The organism is Hydrogenophaga sp., from assembly GCF_019264445.1.
Lineage (GTDB): Bacteria > Pseudomonadota > Gammaproteobacteria > Burkholderiales > Burkholderiaceae_C > Hydrogenophaga.
Genome location: NZ_JAHVAB010000044.1, coordinates 47,145 through 66,279, shown reverse-complemented (window position 1 = coordinate 66,279; position 19,135 = coordinate 47,145). Strand labels below are relative to the sequence as shown.

The window sequence follows — 19,135 nt, the reverse complement described above, 5'->3', positions numbered from 1 at the left end:
CCATGCCCGCTTCCCACACCCCCCTGCCCCCCTCTGATTCGCCCCACGGCACCGAAACCGCGCTGGCCGTGCGCGGCACCCGATGGCTGGCCGTTGGCAGCCTGTTGGGCCTGATCGTGCTGGGCCTGGCCTGGGAGCTGTGGCTCGCGCCGCTGCGCGAAGGCGGCTCGTGGTGGGTCATCAAGGTGCTGCCGCTGACCGTGCCGCTGGCCGGCCTGCTGAAAAACCGCATGTACACCTACCGCTGGGTCAGCCTGCTGGTGTGGCTGTATTTCACCGAGGGCGTGGTACGCGCCACGAGCGAATCGGGCCTGTCCATGTGGCTGGCCATCATCGAAGTGCTGCTGTGCATCGCCTTGTTTGCGGCCTGCGCCTTGCACGTGCGCATGCGCCTGCGCGCCGCCGGTAAGGAAGCCGTGGCGGCCGACGTGGCCAGCGCCACGGAAGCGGCCGCCTCGCGGGTCGCACAGCCATGAGTGCGGCGCTGCTGCAGGCGCTGCGCGAGGCGGTCGGCCCCGCGCAGGTGCTCACCCATGAAGACCCCGCGGCCGACCTCGCCGCCTGGGAGCAGGACTGGCGCAAACGCGCACACGGCCGGGCACTGGCCGTGGTGCGCCCCGGCAGCACCGCCGAAGTGGCCTCCGTGGTGCGCGCATGCGCTGCGGCCGGTACATCCATCGTGCCGCAGGGCGGCAACACGGGCCTGGTGGTGGGCTCGGTGCCCGACGAGTCCGGCACACAGGTGCTGCTCAGCCTCACCCGCCTGAACGCGGTGCGCGCCATCGACCCGGCCAACCTCACCATGACGGTGGAAGCCGGCTGCGTGCTGCAAACCTTGCAAGATGCCGCCGAGAAGGCGGGCTTTCTGCTGCCCCTGAGCCTAGCCGCCGAAGGCAGCTGCACCATCGGCGGCAACCTCGCCACCAACGCCGGGGGCACGCAGGTGGTGCGCTACGGCAATGCCCGCGAGCTGTGCCTGGGCCTGGAGGTGGTGACGGCGCAGGGCGAGGTGTGGCAGGGCCTCACCGGGCTGCGCAAGGACAACACCGGCTATGACCTGCGCGACCTGTTCATCGGCAGCGAAGGCACGCTGGGCGTCATCACCGCGGCCACGCTCAAGCTGTACCCGTTGCCCGCCGCACAGCTCACGGCCTGGGCCGCCGTGCCCACGCTGGACGCCGCCGTGTCGCTGCTCGGCCTGGCCCACCAGCACCTGGGCGCGGGCCTCACGGGTTTTGAAGTCATGGGTCAGTTCGCACTGGGCCTCGTGGACCGGCACTTCCCCGCGCTGCGGGTGCCGCTGTGGCAAGACAGCCCCTACTGCGTGCTGCTGGAAAACAGCGACAGCGAATCCGAAGAGCACGCGCGCAGCCAGTTCGAACGCCTGCTGGAAACCGCCTTCGAACGCGGTCTGGTGAGCGACGCGGTGGTGGCCGAGAGCCTGGCCCAGGCGCGCGCGCTGTGGCACATCCGCGAGAGCATCCCGCTGGCACAGGCCGAAGAGGGCTTGAACATCAAGCACGACATCAGCATTCCGGTGTCGCGCATTCCCGCCTTCTGCGCCGAGACCGATGCCCTGCTGCAGCGCGAGATACCCGGCGTGCGGCTGGTCAACTTCGGGCACCTGGGCGACGGCAACCTGCACTACAACGTGCAGGCACCCGCCGGCGCAGATGCCAAAAAATTCCTGAATGAGCAGGAAGCACACGTCAATGCGCTGGTTTTCGACACAGTGGCGCGCTACGATGGTTCGATCAGCGCCGAGCACGGTGTGGGCAGCCTCAAGGCGTCGCACCTGCCCCACTACAAGGACCCGGTGGCACTGGGCCTGATGCGCGCCATCAAACAGGCGCTCGACCCCCAACACCTCATGAACCCCGGCCGCGTTCTCGCTCGTCCATGAAAGCCCGTTTTCTGCTTCGCCTGCTGCTCGCCTGCGCACTCTGTGCCAGCGCGGGTGCGCACGCGGCAGACGCTGCCGAGCGCCTGGCCTGGCGTGAACAGGCGCGGACCCTTGAAGTGGGCGAAGGCGTGACACGCGACACCGATGCGGCGATTGCGCTGTACTGCCGCGCGGCCTTGGCCGGCGATGTGTTCTCCGCCTACAAGCTGGGCTGGCTGTACGCCAACGGCCGTGGCACCCTGCGCCACGAAGGCTACGCGGCGCACTGGTTCGCCCGCGCCGCGCTCATGGGCGACGCACATGCCGAAGTGATGTTCAAGCGACTGGGCGTGCCCGCCGACAAGCCCGACTGCGTGCTGCAAGCCGAGCGCGCCGAACTGCAACGTGGAGAGCACGTCGCTGAGCAGGAGAAAAAGGCGGCCGAATCGCAACTGGCCGCGCTGCGCTACCGCGAGCTGGTGAGCACGCCCGAACAACAGCGCATCATGAAGATCGTCTACAAGCTCGCGCCGCAGTTCGGCATCGAGCCCGGGCTGGCGTTTGCCGTGATCCGAGCCGAATCCAACTTCAACGCCAACGCCCTGTCGGACAAGAACGCCCAAGGCCTGATGCAACTCATCCCCGAAACCGCCGCGCGCTTCGCGGTGCGCAAGCCGTTCGACCCTGAGCAGAACATCCGCGGCGGCCTGGCCTACCTGCAGTGGCTGCTGGCCTACTTCAGGGGCAACGTCCCGCTGGTGCTCGCCGCCTACAACGCCGGTGAAGGCACGGTTGACCGCTACCGCGGCGTGCCACCCTTCCCGGAAACCCAGGGCTACATCAAGCGCATCCAGCAGGTCTTCGCCCTGCAGCAACACCCGTTCGATGCGCGCATCACCGCGCCATCCCCCGCCCTGCCCGGCATCCTGTCTGCCGCCCGTCCATGACCGACCGCCCCATCCGCTCCCAGTACGAAGACTTCATGCGCCACGTGTTCACCACGGGCGTGCAGAAAACCGACCGCACCGGCACCGGCACCACGAGCGTGTTTGGCCATCAGATGCGCTTTGACCTCAACGAGGGTTTCCCGCTGGTGACCACCAAGAAGGTGTTCACCAAGGCCATCATCGTGGAGCTGCTGTGGTTCCTGCGCGGTGACAGCAACGTCAAGTGGCTGCAGGAACGCGGCTGCACCATCTGGGACGAATGGGCCCGCGAAGACGGCGACCTCGGGCCGGTCTATGGCGTGCAGTGGCGCAACTGGCCTACCCCCGATGGCCAGCACATCGACCAGATCAGCGAAGTGGTCAAGCAGCTCAAGAGCAACCCGGATTCGCGCCGCATCATCGTGAGCGCCTGGAACGTGGCGGACCTGAACAAGATGGCGCTCATGCCCTGCCACGCGTTTTTCCAGTTCTACGTGGCCGACGGCAAGCTCAGCTGCCAGCTCTACCAGCGCAGTGCCGACATCTTTCTCGGCGTGCCGTTCAACATCGCCAGCTACGCGCTGCTCACGCACATGCTCGCGCAGCAGTGCGACCTGCAGGTGGGCGAGTTCATCTGGACCGGTGGCGACTGCCACATCTACAGCAACCACCACGAGCAGGTGCAGACGCAGCTCGCCCGCGCGCCGCACCCCTACCCCACGCTGAACATCAAGCGCCGCCCGGCGTCGATCTTCGACTACGAGCTCGACGACTTCGAGATCCTGGACTACCAGCACCACCCGGCCATCAAGGCCCCGGTGGCGGTGTGAGCGCCCGGTCGACAGCGCGCGCGTGATCAGCCGCCGACAGCTCTGGGCGCTGCTCGCCCTGACGCTCATGTGGGGCGTGAACTGGCCCATGATGAAGCTCTCGCTGCAGGAGCTCACCCCGCTGTACTTCCGCGCCAGCACCATGCTGCTGGGCGCGCTCTGGTTGTTCGCGTACGTCGCGCGCCAAGGCGAGCGCATGAAGCCCACGCGTGCGGAGTGGATGACCATCGTCTGGCTGGCGCTGCCCAACGTGCTGGGCTGGCACACGCTGTCCATCTTCGGCGTGAAGGAGCTGGCCTCGGGCCGTGCCGCCATCCTGGGTTTCACCATGCCGATCTTCACGGTGCTGCTGGGCGCGGCTTTCTTTCACGAGCGCATCACGCCGCGCGTGCGCCTCGCCGTGGTGTGCGCCGGCATCGCCATCGGTTTGCTGCTGTGGCACGAACTCCAGCGCCTGAGCGGGCGCCCTGCCGGCATCGCCTGGATGCTGAGCGCCGCCTTCTGCTGGGGCCTGGGCACGCTGCAGTTCCGCCGGGCGACGTTCACGCTCTCGCCGATGGTGGTGACGGTGTGGATGCTGCTGCTGGGCAGCGCGGTGGTGTGGGCACTGGCGTTCATGCTGGAGCCGCTGCCGCAGCCCACCCGTTTCTCGCTGCCCATGCGGGTGAGCCTGGCCTATGGCGTCTTCATCAACTACGGCGTGGCCCAATTGATCTGGTTCGGCATGGCGCGCAGCCTGCCGCCGGCCACCAGCGCCATGAGCGTCATGGCGATCCCGCTGGTGGGCACGCTCAGCGCGACCTTCATCGTGGGCGAGGTGCCGCACTGGCAAGACTGGGTCGCCATTGCCTTCGTGATGATGGCCATTGCCAGCGTGCTCTGGCCCGCTCGACCCGCGCCCCCGGCGGCACAATAGGCGCATGCCCAAGCCCGTCCGTCTGCACCTCATCTTCGCGCGCGCCGCCAATGGCGTGATCGGCAAAAACAACACCCTGCCCTGGCACCTGCCGGAGGACCTGGCGCACTTCAAGCAGACCACGATGGGCCAGCCGGTGATCATGGGCCGCAAGACCTGGGACTCGCTGCCGCCGCGCTTCCGTCCGCTGCCCGGGCGCGTCAACATCGTCGTCACCCGCGACGCCCAGTGGCAAGCCCAGGGCGCCCTGCGCGCCGACTCGCTGCACGCCGCCATCGCGCATTGCCCCGAAGGGAGCGATGCCTGGGTGATCGGTGGTGCGCAGATCTACGCAGCCGCCCTGCCGCTGGCCGAGACGGCCGTGGTCACCGAAATCGCACAGGACTTCGAGGGCGATGCCTTCGCCCCTGAGTTCGGCCCCGAATGGCGCGTCACCGCGCGCGAAAGCCATACCGCAGCCAGCGGACTGCCCTTCTCCTTTGTCACCTACACCCGAGAGCGCTGAACCATGCAACTCGCCACCTGGAACGTCAACTCCCTGGCCGTGCGCCTGCCGCAGGTGCTCGACTGGCTGGCCGCCAACCCGGTCGACGCACTGGGCCTGCAGGAACTCAAGCTGGTGGACGAGAAGTTTCCCCACGACGCCCTGAAAGAAGCCGGCTACCACGCCGCTGTCTTCGGGCAGAAAACCTACAACGGCGTGGCCATCCTCAGCCGCGCGCCTGTGACCGACGTCGTGCGCAACATTCCCGGCCACGAAGACGAACAATCGCGCGTGATCGCCGCCACGCTGGAGACCGCACAGGGGCCGCTGCGTCTGGTGAACTGCTATTTCGTCAACGGCCAGGCGCCGGGAAGCGAGAAGTTCGCCTACAAGCTGCGCTGGCTGGAAGCTCTTCACCGCTGGGTGGGCGAACAGATGAAGGCGCACCCGCGCCTCGTGCTCATGGGCGACTTCAACGTCGCGCCCGAAGACCGCGATTCTTTCGATCCCGTCGGGCTCAAAGACACCATCCACCACACGGTGGAGGAGCGCGCCCACTTCCAGCAGTTGCTCCAGCTCGGCCTGACCGACGCCTACCGCCAGTTCGAGCAGCCGGAAAAGAGCTACTCGTGGTGGGACTACCGCATGCTCGGCTTCCAGAAAAACCGGGGGCTGCGCATTGACCACATCCTGGTGAGCGAAGCGTTGCGCCCGAGCGTGACGGCCTGCGCCATCGACCGCGCACCGCGCAAGAACCCGCAGCCCAGCGACCACGCACCCGTGGTGGTCACTCTAGGTTGAGTTCCTGGATCTTGCGGGTGATGGTGTTGCGACCTATGCCCAGCTTGTGCGCGGCTTCAATGCGCCGCCCACGCGTGTTGGCCAGCGCGGTCTGAATCAGGCGGGTTTCGAACCGGCGGGTGAGCACGTCCCACACGTCGGTGCGGCCGTCTTCCAGCAAGGCCAAAGCCTCGGCCTGAAGACCACTCTCCCACGCCCCCGATGCCAATGGCGGCACCGCAAGCACTTCGACCAATGCCGGTGACTCCACAGGCGCAGCGGGCACGTGCGTGACGTACGCCGGCTCAGCCGATGCAGCGGGCGACACCGGCAGGCTCAAGCCCATGGGCACGCTCGCCACGACCGACGCCTCGGGCGCCGCAGCCAGGGCTGCGGCCGATGCCCCCGTCATGGACAACACTTCGGGCGGCAAGTCCTTGAGTTCAATCACCTGCGCTGGCGCCATCACGGTGAGCCAGTGACACACGTTTTCCAGCTGGCGCACGTTGCCCGGGAAGTCGAACGTGCCCAGCAGCTTCAGAGCCGACTCCGAAATGCGCTTGGGCTCGACGCCCAGTTGCTTGGCGCTTTGCTGCAGGAAAAACCGCGTGAGCATGGGCACGTCTTCGCGCCGCTCGCGCAGCGCCGGCAGGCGCAGGCGAATGACGTTGAGGCGGTGGAACAAGTCTTCGCGGAACACGCCTTCCTTGACGCGCTGCTCGAGGTTCTGGTGGGTCGCAGCGATCACGCGCACGTTGGCACGCACCGCGCTGTGTCCGCCCACGCGGTAGAAGTGACCATCGGACAGCACGCGCAGCAAACGCGTCTGCAAGTCAAACGGCATGTCACCAATTTCGTCCAGAAACAGCGTGCCGCCATCGGCCTGTTCGAAGCGACCCCGTCGCATGGTCTGCGCACCGGTGAAAGCACCGCGCTCGTGGCCAAACAACTCGCTCTCGAGCAAGTCTTTGGGAATCGCGGCGGTGTTGATCGCCACAAAAGGCCCGGCTGCCCGCGGCGAGTGCTTGTGCAGCGCACGCGCTACCAGCTCTTTGCCCGAGCCCGACTCCCCCGTGATCAGCACCGTCACCTGGCTCTGGCTCAGGCGTCCGATGGCTCGAAACACATCCTGCATGGCGGGCGCCTGGCCGAGCATTTCAGGCGCGGCGCTCATGCGCTCTTCCGCCACTTCTTCGCGCTGGCTTTCTTCCACCGCACGGTGGATCAACTCCACCGCCTTGGGCAGGTCAAAGGGCTTGGGCAGGTATTCAAATGCCCCGCCCTGGAAAGCCGACACCGCGCTGTCGAGGTCGGAGAACGCGGTCATGATGATCACCGGCAAACCCGGCAGCCTCTCCTTGACCTTCTCCAGCAACTCCAGCCCGGAGCCCCCCGGCATGCGGATGTCGCTCACCAGAATCTGGGGGCCCTCCTGCTCGGGCGTGTCGATCAGCGCCTTCAGCACATCCTGCGGGTTGGTGAAACTGCGGGTGGGCAGGTTCTCGCGCAGCAGCGCCTTCTCGAGCACGAAGCGGATCGATTGATCGTCGTCCACTATCCAGATCGGCTTCATTGAGTTGTCTTCCCTTCTTGTGGCGCGGCGTTCGTATGTCGGTGACTGCTAGGGCAGCGGAATCAGGATCTTGAAATCCGTCTGGCTTGGCACGCTCTCACACTCGATCAGGCCATGGTGCTGCTGGACAAACGTCTGCGCCAGCGTGAGCCCGAGGCCAGAGCCGCCATCGCGCCCCGACACCAGCGGGAAAAAGATGCGGTCCTTGATCGAGTCTGGAACACCAGGCCCGTTGTCGATCACATGCAATTCCAGTGCCAGCCGATAGCGCTGTTTACCAAACGTCACCTGCCGACCCACGCGCGTGCGAAACACGATGCGCGCATCACCGGCCGCGATGCGCTCGCCCAGCGCCTGGGCGGCGTTGTGGGCGATGTTGAGCACCGCCTGAATGAGCTGCTCGCGGTCGCCACGAAACTCAGGGATCGAGGTGTCGTAGTCGCGCACGACCTTGAGGCCCTTGGGGAACTCGGCCAGGATCAGCGAGCGCACACGCTCACACACCTCATGGATGTTCACATCACCCACCACATGGGGACGGCGGTGAGGCGCCAGCAGACGGTCCACCAGCGACTGAAGGCGGTCCGCCTCGTGAATGATCACCTGCGTGTACTCGATCAGCTCGCGCGACTCCAGCTCCATCTGCAGCAGCTGCGCCGCACCCCGGATGCCCCCCAGCGGATTCTTGATCTCATGCGCCAGGTTGCGGATGAGTTCCTTGTTGGCCTGCGCCTGGTCGATCAGGCGCTCTTCGCGCTCCTGCCGCGCCTGCTGCTCCAGCGGCAACAACTCGATGATGACTTCACCGGGGTTGTCGGTCTGCGCCACCACCACATGCACGGGCAACGGATCGTGGCTCAGGCGCTTGAGCCAGGCGTCGTAGCGCAATGCCGCAAACTGGTTGCCACTGGCCCCCTGGAGCGCGTTCTCCAGCAAAGGCGGTTCGGTGAAGCTGTCCTGCAACAAGGCGCCGGTGATGCTGCGGCGGGACATGCCCAGCGCGTCTTCGAGCGCCGCATTGGCGTACAGCACGCTTCCACTGGGATCCACCACAGCCACCAGCGTGGCCAGCAGATCCAGGGACTGGAAACGGGAGAGCGTCGCCTGCGGTTTTCTCGACGCGTCACCGTCGGGGTCAACAGGTGCGCGGCGCTGGGACGCGGGAAGGAATGAGGAGAAGGTAGGCTTTTTCAAGCCGGTTATTTTGCGGCAGAACCGACCGAGTTGGCCGCGCCCGGCAGTCGGCTCAACTCGCGCTGCAGGCCCGACACATCGCTCTCCGCGCGGGCCACAGCCGCCTTCAACTCGGCCACGCGATCCAGGTAGCGCTGGTAATTGCGCGATTCGATGCCCTGTTTCTCGGGCTCGCCATTCGCGTACTCCTTGCGGGCCTGGGCGAGCCGCTCTTCCGCCTTTCGCAGTTCGGCCTCCAGAATGGCGCGCGCGTCGCTGTCTCTGGCGCGCTGCGCGCTCGAATCCACACGCTCCGTGCCACTGCCGCTGCGCGGAGCCGCCGCGGCGGGTGCGTTGCGTGCGGGTGCTGGCTTCGTGCCTTCAATGATGGTGATGTTGCCACCCTCCATCACGTTGCAACCCTTGGATTTGGCGACCTGCGGGTCGTTGGTGTACTCATTGCCGCAGCGAAAGATGCGCCCCTGGGCATCAACTTGCAGCGCGCACAGTGCCAAGCTCGCCATGACAAGCGACCGGATCGGGTGGAAAGGCTTCGGATTCAAGGTAACTTCAACTCCAGGGAAGCGTTTGGGGGAAGCGGCTCACAAAAGCGGTTTTCAGTATGACCGAAAACCCCTGCCAAAGTGCCCCGGTCTCACCCGAACGGCGCCGATAGCCCACCCAACAACAAGAAGGGCCGCTTGCGCGGCCCTTCTTGTGCGATGCGAAAGGCTGCCCGGGCCAACCGGGCAGACCCATCACAGGCTGTAGTACATGTCGAATTCGACAGGGTGCGGCGCCATGCGGAAGCGCGTCACTTCGCCCATCTTCAGTTCGATGTAGGCATCGAGCATGGAGTCGGTGAACACACCACCCTTGGTCAGGAAGCTGCGATCGTTGTCGAGGTACTCCAGCGCCTGGTCGAGGCTGTGGCACACGGTCGGCACCAGCTTGTCCTCTTCGGGCGGCAGGTGGTACAGATCCTTCGTGGCGGCTTCGCCGGGATGAATCTTGTTTTCCACGCCGTCCAGGCCCGCCATCATCAGGGCGGAGAAAGCCAGGTACGGGTTGGCCGATGGATCGGGGAAACGTGCCTCGATGCGGCGACCCTTGGGGTTGGCCACGTACGGGATGCGGATGGAGGCCGAACGGTTGCGGGCCGAGTACGCCAGCTTCACAGGCGCTTCGAAGCCGGGCACCAGACGCTTGTACGAGTTCGTACCGGGGTTGGTGATGGCGTTGAGCGCACGGGCGTGCTTGATGATGCCGCCGATGTAATACAGGGCGAAATCGCTCAGGCCGGCATAGCCGTCACCGGCAAACAGGTTCTTGCCGTCTTTCCAGATGGACTGGTGCACGTGCATGCCCGAGCCGTTGTCACCTGCGTAGGGCTTGGGCATGAAGGTGGCGGTCTTGCCGTAGGCGTTGGCCACGTTCCAGACCACGTACTTCAGCACCTGCGTCCAGTCGGCGCGCTCGACCAGGGTCGAGAACTTGGTGCCGATCTCGTTTTGGCCAGCGCCCGCCACTTCGTGGTGGAACACTTCCACAGGAATGCCCAGGCTTTCCAGGATCAGGGACATCTCGGCGCGCATGTCTTGCGTGCTGTCGACCGGAGGCACGGGGAAGTAGCCGCCCTTGACGGTCGGGCGGTGGCCGCGGTTGCCGCCTTCGAGCTTGGAGCCGCTGTTCCAGGGGGCTTCGTACTCTTCGATCTCGCTGAACACGCGACCGGGTTCGTTGCTCCAGCGCACGCCGTCGAAGATGAAGAATTCGGGCTCTGGTCCGAAGTAGGCGGTGTCGCCCAGACCGGATGCCTTCAGATAAGCCTCGGCGCGCTTGGCGATGGAGCGCGGATCGCGGTCGTAGGCCTTGCCGTCGCCTGGCTCGATCACGTCGCACTGCAGGAACAGCGTGGTTTCTTCAAAGAATGGATCGATGTTGGCCGTGCTGGGATCAGGCATGAGCTGCATGTCGGAGGCTTCAATGCCTTTCCAGCCAGCCACGGAAGAGCCGTCGAACGCATGACCCGACGTGAACTTGTCTTCGTCGAAGTGGGACACGGGCACGGTGACGTGCTGCTCTTTGCCCCGGGTGTCGGTGAAGCGGAAGTCAACGAATTTCACTTCGTTGTCTTTCACCAGTTGCATCACATCTGCGACGGTCTTGGCCATCAAATACTCCTGTAGCTGGGTGAGTGGAAATTGAAAAACGACGCTGCTGATAAGCAGAATGTGTGCCACAAATTGGTTCACACGTCGGCACGAGGACTCCCCTGGCTCACGGGGCTGCGGCGATTATGTCGCAGGCCGCGCGCCACAAAGGGTCGCGGCTCGCCCACTTGCAGGTCTATTTGCCCACCACAGCGCACGATGGCGGGCAAACGCCGCTGCAATGCACGCGCTTGGTGCGAATCGATACCGCACCAAAACAGTGCAATCTAGGAACGCACCATTTCAGGGCCAAGCTGGGCGCCGTGTGCGTGGAGCCCCGCCAACAACGCAGCGTAAGCAGGCGCCACCACCGAAACCGCGCCTTTCACACCCAGTTCAATATGGCGTCCGAACTCGGGATGATCGACGCTGGGAAGGCTGAACACTTTCACCGCATGGGCGAGCTCGAGCTGCTCCATCAGGGGTGTGAGCGCCGCCTCCATTGCGCCAAACACAATCACGGAGCGCTCTTCCCACGCTCCCTGCCGGTGGTGCTGCGCATAGACGGTGTCCAGCACGCCTTCGATCATCGGCCAGGCCATGACCGGAAAGCCCGGCACAAAGTGGACTTGACCGCCCCCGGGGCCGTCACAGCTGAAGCCAGGGATCTTGTTGTAGGGGTTGTGAACGATGCGGGCCCCCACCGGGAAAACGCCCATGTTGTACCGGTGCACGTTGTCAGGTCGCTCCGGATCAAAGACCTCGTTCCGCTCGGCAGCCAGATCGCGCATGCGCGATTCGATGAGTTCCCTGGCCTGCGGATGCAACGCCAGCTCCACCCCGAGTGCAGCCGCCGCGCATTGACGGGTGTGGTCGTCCGGCGTGGCACCAATGCCACCACAGCAAAACACGGCATCACGGCTGGCGAAGGCATCGCGCAAGGCGTCCGTGATGCGCGTGCGATCGTCTCCAACCAGACGCACCCACGAAAGCGCCAGACCGCGACGGGACAGCAGCTCAATCACCTTGGGAAGGTGCTTGTCACTGCGTTTGCCGGACAGTATTTCGTCACCAACGATGATCAAGCCAAATTCTGGGGTCATGTGCGGTCGGACGGCGTCTGAGGGAGGGAGGGTGGCGAATCTTCGGGCGGAGCCAGCAAGGTCGGCTCAGCCGCGGCTGGCTCCCGGCGGCTGGCAACGGCGTCGACCACGTCTAGGGTCGTTGCGCGCTGACGCTGCAAAACCGTGAGGCAGAAATGCGCGAACCAGAGCGAGGCAAAGGCGAACACGAGCGTGTACACCCAGATGGCCACGGGCACCAGCAGAGGCGCCAGCGCAATGAACATGGCTCCGGAAGCCCACAGCAGACTGGGTGCAGCGCCGAGATAACCGCTCAGGACGCCAATGACGAGCAGGCTGCCGCGGTGCTGCCGAAGAATGGCCTTGCGCTCGTCGCTGCTGGCATGGACGGCCAACGCATCAAAGGCAAACACGCGGTAGGTCAACCAGCCCCAGATAAGGGGGGGCAGTATCAACACGAGGGGCGGCACCAGCCACAGCGGCATGGACAACACGAGCGCGATGACCGCCAGCAGGGTCGAGCCCAGCGACCACAGGACGCTCGCAAACAGCGACCCACCATGCTTGCGCTCCAGTGCCGGGAACCGGCGCTGGCTCACCAGTTCAACCATCGCTGGCGTCATGAAAACAGCGACCAGCAGCAGACACAGCAGGACGATCAGTGGCGTTGCCATCACGAGCACCAGCAGTGGTGCGAAGACCGTGCGCAGCGAGCCCAACCCCAGGCGCTCCAGCCAACCCAGGAAGGCCTGCACCAGATCAAACGCTTCCAGCCAGGCCGCGACCGAGGCCACGGCGTTTTCCCAGAAGAAGTACCCCAGGCCAAACGAGAGTACGACCATGAGGATCAGTGGCAGGAACGACAGCGCGATCACGCGGGGATGCACGCAATAGGCAACAGCCCGCCAGAAGGAATCGAACAGCAACGACATGGCGGCAAGAATACATCCATTCGATTGCAAAGACGGGGTGGCCCGGGGCCTGCGAGCCGTGCACACCGGCGCTAGCATCGCACCATGAATCGAATCGACATCCATGGCATTGCACTTGAAGTGGCCCATATTCCAGGCCCCACCGACCGAGCACCTCTGGTGTTTCTGCACGAAGGCTTGGGGAGTGTGGCCATGTGGGAGCAGCGGGGCAGGAACTGGCCGGTTGAAGTCTGCCAATCGACCGGGCGTGCGGGCTGGCTGTACTCGCGCCGGGGTTACGGCCTGTCTGACCCGGTGGTCGACGTGCGAGGGCCATCGCGCTGGCAGGATCGATGGCACATCGGGCGCCATGAGCCCGACTACATGCACCAGGAGGCGTGGCATGTCCTGCCTCACCTGCTCGACGCGCTTGGCGTCTCCCGTCCGGTGCTGATCGGCCATTCGGACGGCGCCACGATCGCGCTCCTGCACGCCAGCAAGCACCCCGTTTCGGCCTGTGTCGCCATCGCGCCGCACGTCTTCGTCGAAGACGTGTCTCTTCAAGCCATCGATAGAGCCCGGGCGCTGTATGAGCGTCACCCCGGCGAGCTTCGCCAGCGGCTGTCTCGCTACCACGCCGACGTCGACAACGCTTTCTGGCAATGGAACGACGTCTGGCTCAGCACCCCCTTCAGGGAGTTCGATGTTCGCGCGGAATGTGAGTCCATTGCGGCGCCGCTGCTCCTGGTGCAAGGCATGGGCGACGAATACGGGACCATGGCGCAACTCGAAGCGATCAGCCTGGCGGCTCGGCACGCGCAGCGGGTCGAATTGCCTGAATGCGGTCACAGCCCACACCGCGATCAGCCAGACGCCCTCACTCGCGCCGTGAAGGAGTTCCTGAGTCTCGCGCCCTGACTGCACATTTGTGGCTAGGCGCTCAAAAAGGCGTTGTGCACAATCGCGGGAGCGCGTTCAGTGTGTTGGCCTGCAACGCAGGCGACGCAAAACCGCCCACAAACCCCAAGGAATTCACGCGAAAGCAAGGCAGTCCGACCAACGCCTGCGGTGAACGGCAGACAAGCGCCTACACTTTGATACAAATCGACGTCTCACCCACCCAAAATGAATACTTGGAACAACCCATGGCTGCTCGCCGTGCTAGCGCCCGTCCTGCTGGCGCTGGGCGCGTTCCTGCATCGCCTGTGGGTGGACAGGCAAGCCCGGGAGCGACGTCGCATTCCCAAACACTGGCCGCTGAGCACCCGCGCGCTCGCCAACAGCGAGGAAGCTCGCGTCTGGCATTGGCTGGCACGGGCGTTCTACGACCACCACGTCATGATCAAGTTGCCGGTGACACGCTTCACCCTGCCCCGCGATCGTGAACAAGGCGTGGAGTGGTACAAGCTTCTTGGGGGGGTGTATTGCACCTTCACGGTGTGTCGGTCCGATGGACGGGTTCTCGGCTGCCTGGACGTTCCAGGCAGTGCTGGACTGCCGCGCAGCACCCGCACACTCAAACACTCCCTGCTGACCCAATGCGGCCTGCCCTACTGGGTTGTGCGCTCCAACAGCTTGCCCACAGTGGCCGAGATCCGGGCTGAATTCCTGGGTGAATCGTCGCTCAACCATTCGATGCGCGAACGCGAGATGGAAGAACGCGCCATCATCGCGGCCCAGGCCAATCTGCGCACGGTGCTGACACGCCAGCGAAGCAACCGCAGCAGCGACTTCGGACCGCTGTCGAGCTGGCCCAACAGCACCACGGGTGAACCCCGCAGTGACTTCAACTCCCAGTGGCAGGAAAACTCCTTCCTCATGCCCCTGGACAGCCGCAAAGGCGACCTGCTTTAAACCCCGTCTCAGGCCGGCGAAGCGGTCTTTTTCGACAAAGCGGACACCTCATCCGCAGTAAGCCAACGCCACTGGCCCGGCATGAGGTCGGCACCGAGTGAAAGACCGCCAATGGTCGAACGGTGCAAGGACTCCACGCGATTCCCAACGGCCGCCACCATCCGCTTGACCTGGTGATACTTGCCCTCGGTCAGGGTCAGTCTCAAGTGGTGATCGCTCGCCGCTTCGCAAGCGTGCGCACGCACTGGCTTGGGGTCATCGTCCAACACCACGCCCTCCAGCAAACGAGCAATCTGACGTGCGTCCAGTGGATGTTTGACCTCCGCTTCGTAAACCTTTGGCACATGGTGACGTGGCGAAGTCATGCGATGGATGAACTTTCCATCGTCTGACAACAAAAGCAATCCGGTGGTGTCTTGATCCAGGCGACCCACCGCCTGCACACCCGCCGCCGCACCGCCACCACGCTGGCGCAGTGGCGCAGGCAACAAGGTGTATACGCTGGGGTAGGTGCTCGGCTTTTGTGAACACTCATACCCCGGCGGCTTGTGCAACAGCAGATAAGCCAGCTGGTGGTATTGCCAGCGCTCACCCTGCACCTGAAAGATGAACCCTTCCTCTTGGAACATGGCCGTCGGGTCTGTGCAAGGCTGGAGATCGTCGCCCACCAGCACCAGGCCCTGCTGTACGAGGCCCATACAAACGCGGCGCGTGCCAAAGCCTTGAGAGAAAAGAATGTCCTGCAGTTGCATCATGATTCGGGAATTGTCGCCGGTTGCGCGAGTCCGACGCTCTCTTGCACAAAATGCATCGCGCAACGAACCGAATCACCTCTGCTGAAAATGAAGCAACGGATCAAAGCATGGCTGCCCAAGCCAGATAGCGTTCGCAACAACCGCTGGCTGCGATGGATGGGCCCTCTGCTGACCCAACAAAGGCTCTGGCATTTCAGTCGCAAAGGCATCGCGATGGGCGTGGCCGTGGGTGTGTTCTTTGGGTTGCTGCTGCCCGTCGCCCAGATACCGGTATCGGCGGCGGTTGCCGTGCTGCTCAGAGCAAATCTGCCCATGGCGGTGGCGAGCACACTGGTGACCAACCCTGTGACATTTGGACCGGTCTACTACGGGGCCTACAGACTGGGCAAAGCGGTGCTCGGAGAGCCCGAGTTATCTGACGGCCAAGCCAGGGTTGAACTGGATGGCGCTTCATCGCTCGTCGTGCAGGAACGCGATTGGCGAGAGCGCCTGGCAGCCGGGCTGGAGCACCTCAAAGGTGTCGGCAAGCCGATGGCCACCGGGTTGGCCATCGTCGCGTCGGTCAGCGGGCTCGCCGTGTATTTCGTGGTGAGCGGTGTGTGGGTGATCAAGACCCGCTACGAACGCCGGCGGCGTCTGCGCAAACGCGCATGAGTGCCTCGACGGCTGCAAAGGCCACGCTCCAACAGTCGTTGGCGCACTCTGCAGAGCGGCTTCGTAGAGCAAGTCGTAGCCCAACTCGAGTAGCGCATCAACTTGTACAAGTGATGTGAGTTGGGGTTCACTGAAAGTGATCTATGGGACAGTGGGCTCCATACGCTTGAACCCCATACGCGCCAGATAACATCCGCGTCCGCCGTCAATTTCAGTCAGCAGCATGGGTTGTCCCATCCTAAGTGACTGGATTTCGCAGCTTCAACCAAGGAGTCGTCATGACAGAGAGCAAAGACCTCGCCCGGGCACAGTTTGCCGAACACCGGCAGGCTGACAAACACTCTTCACGGGAGTACATCTCTGCGGCCATCAGCGCGCCGTCATCAGGCGCATTTGGCCAGGGCTGCCGCGGAGCCCCACAAGTACCTGACGACATCTGAGGATGCCAAGGTACGTGACGAGCAACGCGAAAATTGGTGGAGCTGGGGGGATTCGAACCCCCGTCCGCAAGCCTTCTTCGAGCAGTTCTACATGTGTAGCCGTCTGTTTTGAGTCTCGCCGCCCGAGTCGCGCAGTGGCACGCTAAACGGGAAGCCAGCATCCTTGAATCTCACCCAGCGCCAAGGTGCCCGACGCTGAGCCAGCCGATGTAAATATCCTCGCAGCCGGGAGGTCTTGCGACCCCCTTGCCCAGCCCATCGGCCTGCTGTTGCGAGGCTCACCGGTGTTTAAGCGGCGAGTGCGAAACGTTCGTCGTTTGCAGTTGGTTTTTTTCTGCGGATTAACGAGGTGACAGAACCTCGACATGCCCTGCTGCGCGTCCGAACCCACGTCGAAACCAGTGCAGCCCCAAGATAGGCAGTTTATGCCAGTTCAAGCAATTTCAAGAGCTCCGAGGGAGAAGAAATTTCAGCATCTGCGTGCCAAGTGCTGATGTCGGCACCGTGACCGAGGTATCCGTACAGCGCCGCCACGGTCGGCATGCCAGCCGCCTTGCCGGCCAGGATGTCACGCTCGTCGTCACCGACGTAGATGCAATGGGCGGACGCAACGTCGAGGCGACGAGCCGCTTCGAACAAGGGCTCCGGGTGAGGCTTGGCGTGGGGAGTCGTGTCCCCGCAAATCATGACGGAGGCGGACGAAAAAAGCCCCATGGCCCGAGCGATGGGGATCGCGAAGCGTTGTGATTTATTGGTGACCACGCCCCACCTCAAACCACGCGCCACCAGCTCCCCCAGCAACTCCTGCACACCAACGAAAGCCTGTGTACGCTGAATAAGAGAGTCCTCGTAGGCCGCGAAAAATTCCTCTTTCAAAGCAGGGTAGCCGCCGTCATCCGGCGATATGCCGAACGCGACCCGCAGCATGCCGCGAGCGCCAGAGCCCGCATGCGCTCTGTAGCACGCTGGAGCGAGACTTGGCAGCCCCCGACGCACACGCATCCCGTCGACCGCAGCACCCAGATCAGGCGCGCTGTCGATCAACGTGCCGTCCAGATCGAACAACACGACCCGAACGTCTGAGAACCGCGGCTTGGTCATGACCGGCGTGTGGCGAACAGGTAGTTCACGCTGGTGTCTTCATCGAGCCAGTAGCGCCTCGTCAAAGGGTTGTACTGCATGCCGCGCGTCTGCTCGACAGCGAGATCGGCGGATCTGCAATGCGCAGCCAACTCGCTCGGCCGTATGAACTTCGCATACTCGTGCGTGCCCTTCGGCAGCAACTGCAACACATACTCAGCCCCCAGGATCGCAAACAAAAAAGCCTTGGGGTTGCGATTCAGGGTGGATAGAAACACCCACCCCCCCGGTTTGACCAACGTCGAACACGCCCTCACCACCGACCCAGGATCGGGGACGTGCTCCAACATCTCCATGCACGTCACAACATCAAACTCACCGGGATGCTCCTGCGCCATGGCCTCGGCACTGATCTCTTGATAGCTGACATTGGAGGTACCCGCTTCAAGTGCGTGCAATTGCGCCACACGCAGCGCCTTGGCAGAGAGATCAATCCCGGTTACCTTCGCGCCCTTGCGCGCCATCGAGTCCGACAAAATTCCGCCGCCACACCCAATATCGACCACGCGTTTGCCTGCCAATCCCGCCAATCGATCAATCCATTCCAAGCGGAGTGGGTTGATTTGATGCAAAGGTCGAAATTCACTTTCGGGATCCCACCAGCGATGGGCCAGGTCAGAAAATTTGGCGAGTTCGGCGGGATCGGCATTGACGTTGGAGTTCATGGCGTGATTATCGTCAGCACAATAAAAAACCGCGCCGAAGCGCGGTTTTTAGTTCAGCACAGAACCAGTTCAGTTCTTGCGGGTGCCGACCACTTCGACTTCCACGCGGCGGTTCTTGGCGCGGCCTTCTTTGGTCTTGTTGTCTGCCACCGGCTGGGTCAGGCCCTTGCCTTCGGTGTAGATGCGGTTGCTTTCGATGCCCTTGCTGACCAGGTAAGCCTTAACAGCTTCAGCACGGCGGTTCGACAGGGCTTGGTTGTAGCCAGCAGCGCCGGTGGAGTCGGTGTGACCCACAGCGATCACGACTTCCAGAGCGATACCAGACACCTTGCCAGCCAGATCGTCCAGCTTGGCTTTGCCTTCGGGCTTCAGCACAGCCTTGTCGAAATCAAAGAAAGCGTCAGCGGCGTAGGTCACTTTGGACGCCACTGGAGCGGGTGCGGGGGCTGGTGCAGGAGCCGGTGCAGGCGCAGCAGCGGGTGCTGGTGCCGGAGCTGGTGCGGGAGCCGGTGCAGGAGCAGCAGCCGGAACAATCGCGCCGTCGCAGCCTTGAGCAGCGGTGGCAGGCGTCCAGTTGGCATCGCGCCAGCAGAGTTCATTCGTGCCGTTTTTCCAGACCAGCTCGCTGGTGCCATTGCGCCAGTTGTCGATGGTTTGGGCGCCAGCGGCCGTTGCCATGGCGGCGGTTGCCAAAAGCATTGCCACTTTGTTAAGTTTTTTCATGGTTTTCCTCTATATAAGCCGCAGACAGACTGCGTGACAAAAACGACGCTTCAAGTGACCACCACTAAAAACGCTGGAATTTATTGTGCCACAAGCTCGTATTGACCGACGGTCAGGCCGCGGTAGCGCGACCATGCTGCACAGCGCCTCGAAGCATTCGTTGCAGAAGCACAACAAACAAGCGCGGACTGACG

The 19,135-nt window shown here is 63.8% G+C and carries 20 protein-coding genes and 1 other RNA gene; 10 read left to right on the top strand and 11 right to left on the bottom strand.

Annotation, left to right across the window (positions count from 1 at the left end):
- Nucleotides 1–2 precede the first annotated feature (2 nt).
- From KXJ60_RS07960 to xth, 7 genes are read left to right on the top strand one after another with little or no spacing between them, the layout of a single operon-like run.
- Nucleotides 3–476 carry a DUF2069 domain-containing protein gene (locus tag KXJ60_RS07960; protein WP_291126089.1) on the top strand — a complete coding sequence of 158 codons (474 nt, stop codon included), beginning with the start codon at nucleotides 3–5 and terminating at the stop codon, nucleotides 474–476.
- The gene (locus tag KXJ60_RS07955) at nucleotides 473–1,903 is read left to right on the top strand and encodes an FAD-binding oxidoreductase (RefSeq protein ID WP_291126088.1); all 1,431 of its coding nucleotides are present in this window, start codon (nucleotides 473–475) and stop codon (nucleotides 1,901–1,903) included. The genes KXJ60_RS07960 and KXJ60_RS07955 overlap by 4 nt, the downstream gene beginning before the upstream one ends.
- Nucleotides 1,900–2,829 carry a transglycosylase SLT domain-containing protein gene (locus KXJ60_RS07950; RefSeq protein ID WP_291126086.1) on the top strand — a complete coding sequence of 310 codons (930 nt, stop codon included), beginning with the start codon at nucleotides 1,900–1,902 and terminating at the stop codon, nucleotides 2,827–2,829. The genes KXJ60_RS07955 and KXJ60_RS07950 overlap by 4 nt, the downstream gene beginning before the upstream one ends.
- Nucleotides 2,826–3,638: a thymidylate synthase gene (locus tag KXJ60_RS07945; RefSeq protein ID WP_291126084.1), complete on the top strand. Its 813-nt coding sequence runs from the start codon at nucleotides 2,826–2,828 to the stop codon at nucleotides 3,636–3,638. Before KXJ60_RS07950 ends, KXJ60_RS07945 begins: the two co-directional genes overlap by 4 nt.
- A 22-nt stretch (nucleotides 3,639–3,660) precedes the next feature.
- On the top strand, nucleotides 3,661–4,554 hold the full coding sequence (locus tag KXJ60_RS07940; protein WP_291126082.1) for a DMT family transporter: 894 nt from the start codon (nucleotides 3,661–3,663) through the stop codon (nucleotides 4,552–4,554).
- Nucleotides 4,555–4,558: 4 nt separating this feature from the next.
- A complete protein-coding gene (locus KXJ60_RS07935) occupies nucleotides 4,559–5,059 on the top strand; it encodes a dihydrofolate reductase (protein ID WP_291126080.1) in 501 nt (166 codons plus the stop codon).
- A gap of 3 nt (nucleotides 5,060–5,062) precedes the next feature.
- Nucleotides 5,063–5,839, top strand: coding sequence for an exodeoxyribonuclease III (xth, locus tag KXJ60_RS07930; RefSeq protein WP_291126078.1), 777 nt, complete (start codon nucleotides 5,063–5,065; stop codon nucleotides 5,837–5,839).
- Here xth and ntrC read toward each other — a convergent pair.
- The 6 genes from ntrC to KXJ60_RS07900 form a co-directional block, all read right to left on the bottom strand.
- A complete protein-coding gene (ntrC, locus tag KXJ60_RS07925) occupies nucleotides 5,826–7,391 on the bottom strand; it encodes a nitrogen regulation protein NR(I) (RefSeq protein WP_291126076.1) in 1,566 nt (521 codons plus the stop codon). The genes xth and ntrC overlap by 14 nt on opposite strands.
- A 48-nt stretch (nucleotides 7,392–7,439) precedes the next feature.
- Complete coding sequence (gene glnL / locus KXJ60_RS07920) at nucleotides 7,440–8,471, bottom strand: nitrogen regulation protein NR(II) (protein WP_291126158.1); 1,032 nt, start codon at nucleotides 8,469–8,471, stop codon at nucleotides 7,440–7,442.
- A 119-nt stretch (nucleotides 8,472–8,590) separates the two neighbouring features.
- Entirely contained in the window at nucleotides 8,591–9,088 is a 498-nt protein-coding gene (locus tag KXJ60_RS07915) for a hypothetical protein (RefSeq protein WP_291126074.1), read from the bottom strand.
- Between the two features lie 234 nt (nucleotides 9,089–9,322).
- A complete protein-coding gene (glnA, locus tag KXJ60_RS07910; RefSeq protein WP_291126072.1) occupies nucleotides 9,323–10,738 on the bottom strand; it encodes a type I glutamate--ammonia ligase in 1,416 nt (471 codons plus the stop codon).
- Between the two features lie 266 nt (nucleotides 10,739–11,004).
- Nucleotides 11,005–11,820, bottom strand: coding sequence for a molybdopterin-binding protein (locus tag KXJ60_RS07905; protein WP_291126070.1), 816 nt, complete (start codon nucleotides 11,818–11,820; stop codon nucleotides 11,005–11,007).
- A complete protein-coding gene (locus KXJ60_RS07900; RefSeq protein WP_291126068.1) occupies nucleotides 11,817–12,731 on the bottom strand; it encodes an EI24 domain-containing protein in 915 nt (304 codons plus the stop codon). The genes KXJ60_RS07905 and KXJ60_RS07900 overlap by 4 nt, the downstream gene beginning before the upstream one ends.
- Nucleotides 12,732–12,815: 84 nt before the next feature.
- Between KXJ60_RS07900 and KXJ60_RS07895 the strand changes: the two genes are divergently transcribed.
- The gene (locus KXJ60_RS07895) at nucleotides 12,816–13,628 is read left to right on the top strand and encodes an alpha/beta hydrolase (protein ID WP_291126066.1); all 813 of its coding nucleotides are present in this window, start codon (nucleotides 12,816–12,818) and stop codon (nucleotides 13,626–13,628) included.
- 207 nt (nucleotides 13,629–13,835) lie between these two features.
- The gene (locus tag KXJ60_RS07890) at nucleotides 13,836–14,564 is read left to right on the top strand and encodes a hypothetical protein (RefSeq protein ID WP_291126064.1); all 729 of its coding nucleotides are present in this window, start codon (nucleotides 13,836–13,838) and stop codon (nucleotides 14,562–14,564) included.
- Nucleotides 14,565–14,572: 8 nt separating this feature from the next.
- Here the strand turns inward: KXJ60_RS07890 and KXJ60_RS07885 are convergent, their stop codons facing one another.
- A complete protein-coding gene (locus tag KXJ60_RS07885) occupies nucleotides 14,573–15,316 on the bottom strand; it encodes a 16S rRNA pseudouridine(516) synthase (protein WP_291126156.1) in 744 nt (247 codons plus the stop codon).
- Nucleotides 15,317–15,406: 90 nt separating this feature from the next.
- Between KXJ60_RS07885 and KXJ60_RS07880 the strand changes: the two genes are divergently transcribed.
- Nucleotides 15,407–15,973 carry a DUF2062 domain-containing protein gene (locus KXJ60_RS07880; protein ID WP_291126062.1) on the top strand — a complete coding sequence of 189 codons (567 nt, stop codon included), beginning with the start codon at nucleotides 15,407–15,409 and terminating at the stop codon, nucleotides 15,971–15,973.
- A gap of 474 nt (nucleotides 15,974–16,447) precedes the next feature.
- On the opposite strand, the gene ssrA is transcribed toward KXJ60_RS07880, so the two are convergent.
- The 4 genes from ssrA to ompA form a co-directional block, all read right to left on the bottom strand.
- Nucleotides 16,448–16,824, bottom strand: a transfer-messenger RNA (tmRNA) gene (ssrA, locus tag KXJ60_RS07875).
- A gap of 12 nt (nucleotides 16,825–16,836) precedes the next feature.
- Entirely contained in the window at nucleotides 16,837–17,514 is a 678-nt protein-coding gene (locus KXJ60_RS07870) for an HAD-IA family hydrolase (protein WP_291126061.1), read from the bottom strand.
- A complete protein-coding gene (ubiG, locus tag KXJ60_RS07865) occupies nucleotides 17,511–18,218 on the bottom strand; it encodes a bifunctional 2-polyprenyl-6-hydroxyphenol methylase/3-demethylubiquinol 3-O-methyltransferase UbiG (protein ID WP_291126060.1) in 708 nt (235 codons plus the stop codon). The genes KXJ60_RS07870 and ubiG overlap by 4 nt, the downstream gene beginning before the upstream one ends.
- 69 nt (nucleotides 18,219–18,287) lie before the next feature.
- On the bottom strand, nucleotides 18,288–18,941 hold the full coding sequence (ompA, locus tag KXJ60_RS07860) for an outer membrane protein OmpA (RefSeq protein WP_291126058.1): 654 nt from the start codon (nucleotides 18,939–18,941) through the stop codon (nucleotides 18,288–18,290).
- Nucleotides 18,942–19,135: the final 194 nt, after the last annotated feature.

Excerpts from the sequence above, each read along its gene's own strand:
- ubiG (WP_291126060.1), bottom strand. The coding sequence starts at position 18,218 with ATGAACTCCAACGTCAATGCCGATCCCGCCGAACTCGCCAAATTTTCT.
- KXJ60_RS07915 (WP_291126074.1), bottom strand. The coding sequence starts at position 9,088 with ATGGCGAGCTTGGCACTGTGCGCGCTGCAAGTTGATGCCCAGGGGCGC.
- KXJ60_RS07880 (WP_291126062.1), top strand. The coding sequence starts at position 15,407 with ATGAAGCAACGGATCAAAGCATGGCTGCCCAAGCCAGATAGCGTTCGC.
- glnA (WP_291126072.1), bottom strand. The coding sequence starts at position 10,738 with ATGGCCAAGACCGTCGCAGATGTGATGCAACTGGTGAAAGACAACGAA.
- KXJ60_RS07945 (WP_291126084.1), top strand. The coding sequence starts at position 2,826 with ATGACCGACCGCCCCATCCGCTCCCAGTACGAAGACTTCATGCGCCAC.
- KXJ60_RS07935 (WP_291126080.1), top strand. The coding sequence starts at position 4,559 with ATGCCCAAGCCCGTCCGTCTGCACCTCATCTTCGCGCGCGCCGCCAAT.
- KXJ60_RS07950 (WP_291126086.1), top strand. The coding sequence starts at position 1,900 with ATGAAAGCCCGTTTTCTGCTTCGCCTGCTGCTCGCCTGCGCACTCTGT.
- xth (WP_291126078.1), top strand. The coding sequence starts at position 5,063 with ATGCAACTCGCCACCTGGAACGTCAACTCCCTGGCCGTGCGCCTGCCG.
- KXJ60_RS07960 (WP_291126089.1), top strand. The coding sequence starts at position 3 with ATGCCCGCTTCCCACACCCCCCTGCCCCCCTCTGATTCGCCCCACGGC.
- KXJ60_RS07890 (WP_291126064.1), top strand. The coding sequence starts at position 13,836 with ATGAATACTTGGAACAACCCATGGCTGCTCGCCGTGCTAGCGCCCGTC.
- KXJ60_RS07885 (WP_291126156.1), bottom strand. The coding sequence starts at position 15,316 with ATGCAACTGCAGGACATTCTTTTCTCTCAAGGCTTTGGCACGCGCCGC.
- KXJ60_RS07955 (WP_291126088.1), top strand. The coding sequence starts at position 473 with ATGAGTGCGGCGCTGCTGCAGGCGCTGCGCGAGGCGGTCGGCCCCGCG.
- KXJ60_RS07900 (WP_291126068.1), bottom strand. The coding sequence starts at position 12,731 with ATGTCGTTGCTGTTCGATTCCTTCTGGCGGGCTGTTGCCTATTGCGTG.
- KXJ60_RS07895 (WP_291126066.1), top strand. The coding sequence starts at position 12,816 with ATGAATCGAATCGACATCCATGGCATTGCACTTGAAGTGGCCCATATT.
- KXJ60_RS07870 (WP_291126061.1), bottom strand. The coding sequence starts at position 17,514 with ATGACCAAGCCGCGGTTCTCAGACGTTCGGGTCGTGTTGTTCGATCTG.
- KXJ60_RS07905 (WP_291126070.1), bottom strand. The coding sequence starts at position 11,820 with ATGACCCCAGAATTTGGCTTGATCATCGTTGGTGACGAAATACTGTCC.
- ompA (WP_291126058.1), bottom strand. The coding sequence starts at position 18,941 with ATGAAAAAACTTAACAAAGTGGCAATGCTTTTGGCAACCGCCGCCATG.
- ntrC (WP_291126076.1), bottom strand. The coding sequence starts at position 7,391 with ATGAAGCCGATCTGGATAGTGGACGACGATCAATCGATCCGCTTCGTG.